7 protein-coding genes and 1 rRNA gene are annotated in these 7,703 nt (G+C 42.3%); 3 read left to right on the top strand and 5 right to left on the bottom strand.

The window, feature by feature from the left end:
* Nucleotides 1-398 (bottom strand): 16S ribosomal RNA (locus UJ203_RS19900); the annotation flags it as partial.
* A 231-nt stretch (nt 399-629) separates the two neighbouring features.
* A complete protein-coding gene (locus tag UJ203_RS19895) occupies nt 630-1,514 on the bottom strand; it encodes a nucleotidyltransferase-like protein (RefSeq protein ID WP_322013471.1) in 885 nt (294 codons plus the stop codon).
* Nucleotides 1,515-1,720: 206 nt separating this feature from the next.
* Here UJ203_RS19895 and UJ203_RS19890 point away from each other — a divergent pair, with 206 nt between their 5' ends.
* Nucleotides 1,721-2,074, top strand: a complete 354-nt coding sequence (locus UJ203_RS19890; protein ID WP_010333473.1) for a YgzB family protein — start codon at nt 1,721-1,723, stop codon at nt 2,072-2,074.
* Between the two features lie 30 nt (nt 2,075-2,104).
* On the opposite strand, the gene perR is transcribed toward UJ203_RS19890, so the two are convergent.
* Both perR and bcp read right to left on the bottom strand, forming a co-directional pair.
* The gene (perR, locus tag UJ203_RS19885) at nt 2,105-2,542 is read right to left on the bottom strand and encodes a peroxide-responsive transcriptional repressor PerR (RefSeq protein ID WP_010333472.1); all 438 of its coding nucleotides are present in this window, start codon (nt 2,540-2,542) and stop codon (nt 2,105-2,107) included.
* 135 nt (nt 2,543-2,677) lie between these two features.
* Nucleotides 2,678-3,151 (bottom strand): thioredoxin-dependent thiol peroxidase, encoded by a 474-nt coding sequence (bcp, locus tag UJ203_RS19880; RefSeq protein WP_024120665.1) that lies wholly within the window; start codon nt 3,149-3,151, stop codon nt 2,678-2,680.
* Between the two features lie 151 nt (nt 3,152-3,302).
* Here bcp and UJ203_RS19875 point away from each other — a divergent pair, with 151 nt between their 5' ends.
* Both UJ203_RS19875 and UJ203_RS19870 read left to right on the top strand, forming a co-directional pair.
* Nucleotides 3,303-4,592 (top strand): glutamate-1-semialdehyde 2,1-aminomutase, encoded by a 1,290-nt coding sequence (locus UJ203_RS19875; RefSeq protein ID WP_044163752.1) that lies wholly within the window; start codon nt 3,303-3,305, stop codon nt 4,590-4,592.
* A 219-nt stretch (nt 4,593-4,811) separates the two neighbouring features.
* Nucleotides 4,812-5,873 (top strand): aromatic acid exporter family protein, encoded by a 1,062-nt coding sequence (locus UJ203_RS19870; protein ID WP_101860259.1) that lies wholly within the window; start codon nt 4,812-4,814, stop codon nt 5,871-5,873.
* A gap of 73 nt (nt 5,874-5,946) precedes the next feature.
* Here UJ203_RS19870 and UJ203_RS19865 read toward each other — a convergent pair whose 3' ends face one another.
* Complete coding sequence (locus UJ203_RS19865; RefSeq protein ID WP_127695642.1) at nt 5,947-7,689, bottom strand: ABC transporter ATP-binding protein; 1,743 nt, start codon at nt 7,687-7,689, stop codon at nt 5,947-5,949.
* Between the last annotated feature and the right edge of the window lie 14 nt (nt 7,690-7,703).

The raw sequence follows: 7,703 nt of genomic DNA, 5'->3' as shown, positions 1-7,703 counted from the left end.
CCGTCAGACTTTCGTCCATTGCGGAAGATTCCCTACTGCTGCCTCCCGTAGGAGTCTGGGCCGTGTCTCAGTCCCAGTGTGGCCGATCACCCTCTCAGGTCGGCTACGCATCGTTGCCTTGGTGAGCCATTACCTCACCAACTAGCTAATGCGCCGCGGGTCCATCTGTAAGTGGTAGCCGAAGCCACCTTTTATGTTTGAACCATGCGGTTCAAACAAGCATCCGGTATTAGCCCCGGTTTCCCGGAGTTATCCCAGTCTTACAGGCAGGTTACCCACGTGTTACTCACCCGTCCGCCGCTAACATCAGGGAGCAAGCTCCCATCTGTCCGCTCGACTTGCATGTATTAGGCACGCCGCCAGCGTTCGTCCTGAGCCAGGATCAAACTCTCCGATAAAGTAGTTTGACTGACTACGCACATCGCTGTGCGATTTATAATAAAACTTGAATTAACAGGTACGTTTTGTCTTGTTTAGTTTTCAAAGATCATCCGCCACTTCTTTAAGAAGCGACTTTATTAGTATAACATTTCGACTTTGTTTTGTCAAATGTTTTTTATTTTATTTCTCCGCCGCTGCGAGCTTATTTTTTCAGAAGCGCATCAGCGACGTTTAATAATATACCATGCTCAGGAATCAGAGTCAACATCTTTTTTGAAAGAATATCCTCGATGAAAAACAGCCTGTCCTTTGGTTTCAATTCGGCACACGCTGAGAAGACCTTTTTCCGTCAGGTAATCAAGCATGACGCCAAGGTCTTGAGTGAAATGTTTTAAGTCATGATGCTGAAGAAGCTCGCTAAATTGCCATATGTCCTTTTCTTTCATCACTTCGAAAAGATGTGCTGAACCAATCTCAGCTTTAGAATGAATCAGAAAATCATTTGCTAAGAATAATAATTCAAGTCTTTTTTCCAAGCTTTCGTGACTTTCAATCAGCTCGGAATATAATTTGTACACTTGAGGCTCCATCTGACGCACTTGACTCCACACAGTGGTTTCCGGATGGAATCCTCTGTCGATTACTTCAATACGTGCTAGGTGATGCAATGCATGGACTACTGCATTGTAGGCATCTAAAAATTGATTGGCTTCAAAGAAAGCTTTTCCTTCAACGTATCTTCTAATTAACTTGCCGTATTCAAGGCCGATCTTCAGTTTGCGTTCTGCAAACGGAAAAGTATTAAGCCTGTCGATAAGCTCAGCAATATACTCATTGCGGTCAAACATGACTCTTCCGTTTACAATCCAATCTATGATTCTTCTATTTGTGCCGAGCAAAATCCATTCTTGAACCTGAGCGTCAGTTATCACATGTAAAGAGGCTGTTTTGTGATCAAATTCATAATGCTTTATAAAAACAGGCTTATCAGACCGCTTTACAATGACAAGCAAAGCGGCATCAAAGTTATCTGTTATGGAAGACGTTTTGTTTCTTCTCTCAATCATAATAACAGCCAATGTATTGGGATGACTTGCTCTTTCTTGGTAAATTGGACGGAGAAGATTTTCCATCACTATTCCTCCAATGCAATTGTTCAATTTTTTTATTCTCTATTTGATTCAATTCTATGGTTAAATCGAAATTCCTTTTTTCTAAACACATTGAACTATTATAAACAATTTCAAAGCAAGTCTCCATATTTAAATTCCATTTCAAACGAAAACATGAAGAAAATACCATCAGGTTTGTGCTATATTTAATTCAGAGGGGGATGGACATGGCGAAATACTCCAGCAAAATTAATAAAATCAGAACGTTTGCGTTAAGTTTGGTTTTCGTTGGGTTTATCATTATGTACATCGGGATCTTTTTTAAGGAATCCGTTTTGCTTTCGAGTTTGTTTATGATACTTGGGCTTTTATCTATCGGGCTCAGCACGGTTGTTTATTTTTGGATCGGCATGCTCTCGACCAAAGCGGTTCGGGTCATTTGTCCGGGCTGTGAAAAAGAGACCAAGGTTTTAGGCAGAGTAGATATGTGTATGCATTGCAGAGAGCCGCTGACTTTAGATCAAAGCTTAGAAGGAAAAGAATTTGATGAGTCTTATAATAAGAAGAAAATGTCGAAATAAATAAGCTGACCGTTTCGCGGTCAGCTTATTTTAATGGTTTTCTTTTTTTGAACACTCTTGGCAGACGCCGTAAATTTCTAAACGGTGGTGGCTTACTTTAAAGCCGGTCACATGTGCAGCGAGCTGCTCCACTTCATCAAGGCCGGGATAGTGGAAGTCCACAATTTTACCGCAGCTTTCACAAATGGCGTGATAGTGATCGGATGTAACAAAATCAAATCTGCTGGAAGCATCACCATATGTGAGCTCTTTTACCAGGCCGGATTCCCGGAACACACGCAAGTTGTTATATACCGTCGCTACGCTCATGTTAGGAAATTTCCCTTCCAGAGCTTTATATATATCGTCCGCTGTTGGATGAGCCATAGAGTTAACGAGATATTCCAGAATCGCATGACGTTGAGGAGTAATGCGAACTCCGGTTTCCTTCAACGTTTCTAAGGCTTCTTTTAGTTCATGTGCAGCCATCCGTCATGCACCTCTCTTCTAAAAAAGATTCTTACATTATAATGTTTATAATTAGTGTAACTCTTTTTACGATAATTTGTCAATTGATATTAGGGTAAAAGTTGCAGTATATGCTATTGAGGCTGATTGACGATTTTACTTTCCCGACATATCTTTCAGCGTCTGGAGCGCTTCGGCTACATGGTCTTTCACTTTTACCTTTCTCCATTCTTTAATGAGCCGGCCTTCTTTGTCAATTAAAAAAGTGGAGCGTTCAATCCCCATATATTCTTTTCCGAAGTTTTTCTTCAGTTTCCATACATCAAACGCCTCCGCCAGCTTGTGCTCGTCATCGACAAGCAGCAAAAACGGCAGATTATGCTTCTCTTTAAATTTCCCGTGTTTTTCCTCGCTGTCCGGGCTGACGCCGATAATCACAGCATCCAGCTCAGCGAAGTTTTCGTGGCTGTCACGAAAATCGCATGCTTCAGTTGTGCATCCCGGTGTCATGTCTTTTGGATAAAAGTAAAGAACGATATACTTCCCTTCATAATCCGATAATTTTACTATCTCCCCATGATCGCCTTTCAACTCAATATCAGGCGCTTTTTGTCCGATTTCAATAGTCATTTCTTTACCTCCGGATGTTTTTGTATTAAGCGTATCCAATTCTTGTCCAGATTACAACTATGACCCTGTATCTTGAGCCTGAATCCGTTGTGCTTGTCTGGAAGCATGCTACAATAGAGGGGACGCAAGGAGATATAGGAGGTTATTATTTTTGTATACAAAATCAGTTGAACTTCACCGTGAAGCATTAGAGCATATTGTCGGCGGTGTAAACAGCCCTTCAAGATCATATAAAGCAGTTGGCGGGGGTTCTCCTGTTGCAATGGAGAAAGCAAATGGCGCTTATTTTTGGGACGTCGACGGAAACAAATACATTGATTATTTGGCGGCTTATGGGCCGATCATCACCGGACATGCCCACCCGCATATTACAGAGGCGATTAAAAAAGCCGCAGAAAACGGTGTATTATATGGAACACCGACAAAACATGAGGTTACTTTTGCAAAGATGCTGAAGGAAGCCATCCCTGCTATGGATAAAGTAAGATTCGTCAATTCAGGGACAGAAGCTGTGATGACGACCATCCGTGTGGCTCGTGCTTACACAGGCCGCACCAAAATTATTAAATTTGCAGGATGTTATCACGGCCATTCAGATCTTGTGCTCGTAGCGGCCGGCTCCGGTCCGTCTACTCTGGGCACACCTGACTCAGCCGGTGTACCGAAAAGCATTGCAAACGAGGTCATTACAGTTCCTTTTAATGATATTGACAGCTACAAAGCGGCCTTAGATAAATGGGGCAGTGAAATCGCAGCGGTTCTCGTTGAACCGATTGTCGGCAACTTCGGTATCGTTGAGCCAAAAGAAGGTTTCTTAGAACAAGTAAACGAACTGACACACAATGCGGGCGCCCTCGTTATTTATGATGAAGTCATTACTGCTTTCCGCTTTATGTATGGCGGTGCTCAGGATCTTTTACAGGTGAAACCGGATTTAACTGCACTCGGAAAAATTATTGGCGGCGGACTTCCAATTGGAGCCTATGGCGGCAAACAAGAAATTATGGAGCAAGTCGCACCGCTCGGCCCTGCATATCAGGCAGGAACAATGGCCGGAAACCCCGCTTCTATTTTATCCGGCATTGCTTGTCTGGAAGTGCTGAAAGAGGAAGGCGTGTATGAAAAGCTTGACCATCTTGGCGCTATGCTTGAGGAAGGCATTTTGGCACACGCAGAAACCCACGGCATCACAATAACAGTCAATCGGTTAAAGGGTGCGCTGACGGTATACTTCTCTGATGAGAAAGTAGAAAATTACGATCAGGCAGAACGCAGTGACGGTGAAACATTCGCTACGTTTTTCAAGCTGATGCTGGAGCGCGGCATTAATCTCGCACCTTCTAAATATGAAGCGTGGTTTATCACAACAGCGCATACAGAGCAGGATATTAAAGATACGCTTGCTGCTGTTGAGGATGCTTTTAAACATCTTAAAAAGTAATATTGCACATCCCCGGACAGGAGCTTAAAGCTCCTGTTTTTTTGTAGTTTTAAAAAGCGTGTAAGATTTTGGTCATTTTCTTGAAAAATAGCTTGAATAATTGTATTGATCCCTGTATATTACTTAATTGTTTAGCAAATAAACTCACAGGGAATTTTAAGGATTAGCCATTTGCTAGGTCAAACAATTTATTATAGAAAGGAATGCACGCACAAACCAATGAAACTTGGTGCCCGCATTTTCAAAACAGGGATCGCGATTACGCTGGCTCTTTATTTAGCTTCGTGGATCGGACTTCCCGCACCGATTTTTGCTGGGATTGCAGCGATATTTGCGATCCAGCCGTCAATTTACCGCTCTTTTCTTATTATTATTGATCAGGTTCAGGCAAATATTATCGGAGCTGTTATTGCCACAGTATTCGGTCTTATTTTCGGACCCAGTCCGATTATGATCGGATTGACAGCAGTTATTGTTATTACCATAATGCTGAAGCTTAAAATTGAACATACGATTTCGATTGCTCTTGTTACAGTTATTGCGATTTTAGAATCTGCCGGTGACGACTTCTTAATGTTTGCGCTGATCAGAACAAGCACAGTCATTTTAGGGGTACTTTCTTCCTTTATCGTCAACCTGGTGTTCCTGCCGCCTAAGTACGAGACAAAGCTGATTCATAACACAGTCGAAAACACTGAAGAAATTATGAAATGGATCAGGCTGATTATGCGCCAGTCAACAGAGCATTCGATTTTGAAAGAGGATATTGAAAAACTGAAAGAAAAAATGATCAAGCTTGATCAGACATATCTTCTATATAAAGAAGAAAGAAGCTACTTTAAGAAAACGACTTACGTGAAATCAAGAAAACTTGTCCTGTTCAGACAGGCGATAATAACCGCAAACCGGGCGCTCGACACGCTGAAGAAGCTGCATCGCCTGGAAAACGAGATTTATCATATGCCTGAAGAGTTTCAGGAAACGCTGACTGAAGAACTTGATTACCTGCTTCATTGGCACGAGCGGATTTTGATGAGGTTTGTCGGCAAAATTAAACCGCATGATGATACAGATGAAGAAGGCATCCAATACAAACAGCTGCTGACAAAGTCATTTCTTAGAAACCAGCGCAACTCAGATGATGAGCTTCTTGATTATAATATGCTTAATATTATGGCAAGCGCTGTGGAATACCGCGAGCAGCTTGAACATTTAGAAACACTTATTACAAGCTTTCAAACGTACCATCCGAAAGACTGCGAATTGGAAATAGAAGAGTAGCCCGGTTCACGTCACCGGGTTTTTTTATACAAAAAAATCTTATATCCTTGATCAAAGGATATAAGATTGATGTTTAGTTCAAGTTTTGAATTGTGAATAAGTGCTTGTATTGACTGTCATAATCCATCAGTTCATCATGGGTTCCGGTTTCGATGATTGTTCCGTTTTCCATGACAACAATTTTATCCGCATGTGTGATGGTTGATAAGCGGTGGGCCACAACAAAAGTTGTTCTGTCCTTCGCCAGCTTGTCCATCGCTTCTTGAATGTAGTGCTCACTTTCAAGATCCAAAGCTGAAGTAGCTTCATCCAAGATCAGCAGCGGCGGATTTTTCAAAAATACACGCGCAATGGAAATCCGCTGTTTTTGTCCCCCTGAGAGCTTAACGCCTCTTTCTCCCACACGGGTCTCATACCCTTCCGGAAAACTCATAATAAAATCATGTGCATTGGCTGCTTTTGCAGCTTCCATAATGTCTTCAAGCGTGGCATCAGGTTTTCCGATCGCAATATTTTCTCTAATCGTTTCACTGAATAAAAAGGTATCCTGAAGCACCATGCCAACCTGATTACGCAGGCTTCTTGCTTCATAATCCCGAATATCTGTCCCGTCAATCAATAGTTTGCCGCTTGATACATCATAAAACCTTGGAATCAGGCTGACGAGCGTGGATTTCCCTCCGCCGCTCATTCCAACGAGGGCTACGGTTTCTCCTCTGGTTACTTTTAAAGACACATCGTGAAGGATGTTTTCTTTTCCCTTTTCATATTGAAACGACACATTTCGAAATTCGACTTCTCCGCGGATATGGTCAGCTTTGATAGCATTTGGTTTGTCAGTCAGTTCATACGGCTCGTCAATAAATTCAAATACCCTGTCCATTGAAGCGATTGACTGCGTCAAGGTAGTAGAAGAATTAATCAGCCTTCTGACAGGGTTATACATTCTGTCGATATACCCGACAAACGCAACCATCGTTCCGACTGTCAGCGGTCCGTTGATGACAAAATAGCCGGCAAATGCAATCACGATGAGCGGTGCCAGATCTGTAATGGTGTTGACAACCGCAAAGGTTTTGGCATTCCAATTCGTATGACGGATTGCTTTATCTAAGAAATGGCTGTTTTTTTCGTTAAAGTTGGCCTGCTCATGGTCTTCTATCGCAAAGCTTCTGATCACCGGCATGCCTTGAATCCGTTCATGCAAATGCCCCTGCACCTGAGCAAGCGCCTGTGACCGCTCTCTTGTCAGCTTTCTTAAACGGCCGTAAAAATACTTCACTGATATACCGTATAACGGAAACAAAATGATGGAAATAAGCGTTAATTTAACGTCCAGTGTCAGCATGATAGAGATCACGATCAAAATCGTCAGCATATCGAGCCATATATTCATCAGACCTGTGATCACAAAATCCTTTGTTTGTTCCACGTCATTGATGACTCGGGAAATGACTTCCCCTGTTCTAGTATTCGCATAGAAACGAAGGCTCAGCTTCTGTATATGATCAAACAGCTTGGCTCTTATATCATAGAGTACCTTGCTGGCTGTCCACTGGGCAAAATATTGCCGATAATATTCAACAGGCGGGCGCAAAATTAAAAATAAGGCGAACATGATCGCCATAATGGTGAACAATGACGTTGTTTTGTCACTGGCCGTTCCGCCTCCTTGAATAATGTCGTCAACTACGTACTTCAGAAGCAATGGGAGAGCAAGCGGAATGGAGAATTTTACGATCCCGATTAATACTGTAATGAAAATCTGCTTCTTATAAGGTTTGACGAATTGCATATAGCGTTTCATAACCCCCACGTTGATTCCCCCTC

This window comes from Bacillus sp. V26, assembly GCF_034296245.1.
Taxonomy (GTDB): Bacteria; Bacillota; Bacilli; order Bacillales; family Bacillaceae; genus Bacillus; species Bacillus halotolerans.
Note: the sequence above shows the minus strand (reverse complement) of the source record. Positions and strands in the feature narration are given on the sequence as shown.